General features: G+C 72.2%; 2 protein-coding genes. Both read right to left on the bottom strand.

Annotated features, from left to right (window positions below; translation table 11 throughout):
* Window positions 1–78 precede the first annotated feature (78 nt).
* A complete protein-coding gene (locus DZF91_RS23875) occupies window positions 79–507 on the bottom strand; it encodes a PPOX class F420-dependent oxidoreductase (RefSeq protein ID WP_117359552.1) in 429 nt (142 codons plus the stop codon).
* Between the two features lie 18 nt (window positions 508–525).
* The coding region (locus DZF91_RS23880) for an alpha/beta hydrolase (protein ID WP_147341331.1) at window positions 526–1,424 on the bottom strand (899 nt) is incomplete at its 5' end.

Raw genomic sequence — 1,424 nt, forward strand, 5'->3', positions numbered from 1 at the left:
TCTGGCACAACCACCGCACCGGACAACCCACCACACGATCACTGATCGCCTACGACCACTAACTTCGGAACTACTCGTCTAGGCGACCGTGCGGGAGGTGCCGGCAGGGTTCTGCGGGTCGATGTGCCAGCTGATGATGCGCTTGGGGTGGATGCGGATCAGGTCGTCGCTGAAGAAGCCCTTGCCGATGTGCATCTCGCCCTTCACGAACTCCGCGCGGCCCCGGATCTCGACGCCCCGGCCCCAGCCCGGGCGGACGGCGTCCGGGTCGTCGGGGGAGGTCATGTCGTCCACCAGGAACGACACCTCGGGGTGGGCCTGGGCGTTGCGGTACTTGCGGCTGGCTGCGTTGTCGGGGCCGCCGATGTCGATGGTGCCGTCGTCGTTCAGGCGGAACCCCACCGGACGGACGTGGGGCGTCCCGTCCGGGCCGACGGTGGCGAACCTGCCGAGGTTCTGTGTCGCGAGGTAGGAGCGCTCGGCCGGGGTGAAGGGTGTGCTCGTCATGCCTCCGACGCTAGGACCTCAACTCGTGTTGAGGTCAACCGCGCCCGCCAGCGCGCGGCGGACGAACGCGCCCATGCCGACGATCGCCGCGCGCGACTCGGGCAGCAGCGGGCCGAACATCTGGAAGACGTGCAGCTGGCGGTCCCAGACCTGCAGCGTCGTCGGGACGCCCGCCCGGACGAGCCGCCGGGCCATCGTCTCGGCGTCGCAGTACAGCAGCTCGGTCGAGCCCGCCGTCAGCAGGACGGGCGGCAGCCCGGCGAGGTCGGCGCGGATCGGCGAGACCTTCGGGTCGGTGAGGTCCAGATGGCCGAGGAAGCTGCGCACCAGCCACTCCAGGAGCGGCCCGGGCGCGGACGGGTCGAGCCTCATGTTCGCGTGCGCGAGCTTGTCCTGGAGGTCCATGTCGAGCATGGGGGACAGGGCGACGAGCGCGGCGGGGAGGGGCAGGCCGTCCTCGCGGGCGCGCAGCGCGGTGGCGAAGGTCAGGTAGCCGCCGGCCGAGTCGCCCATGATGACGATGTCGGAGGCGTCCCGGTCGTCCAGCAGGCTCCGGTAGGCGGTCAGGCAGTCCTCGACCTCCTCCTCGAACGGGACGGCCGGGATCATCCGGTAGTCGACCGACAGCGCCGGGACGCCGGCGGCGGCGCTGAACCGGGACACCATGCGGCGGTGCGTGTTGAGGCCGCAGCTCACCCATCCGCCGCCGTGCAGGTACAGGATGGCCTTGTCGCGGCTGCGTCCGACGCCGGGGCCGTGCGTCCACTCGGCCCCGAAGCCGTCGAACCGGACGGGTTCGAAGCGCGCCCCGCGCGGGGGACGGGCGCATCCGGCGAGCCGGTCGAGCATGGCGGCCCGGCGCAGCGCCCGGTCGTCCGGCGGGAGCGCCGCCGCCTTCGCCAGCCGCGGGCGCAGCA

The organism is Actinomadura logoneensis (assembly GCF_003428695.1).
Taxonomy (GTDB): domain Bacteria; phylum Actinomycetota; class Actinomycetes; order Streptosporangiales; family Streptosporangiaceae; genus Spirillospora; species Spirillospora logoneensis.

Coding starts and splice junctions, on each gene's coding strand:
- DZF91_RS23875 (WP_117359552.1), bottom strand. CDS start 507: ATGACGAGCACACCCTTCACCCCGGCCGAGCGCTCCTACCTCGCGACA.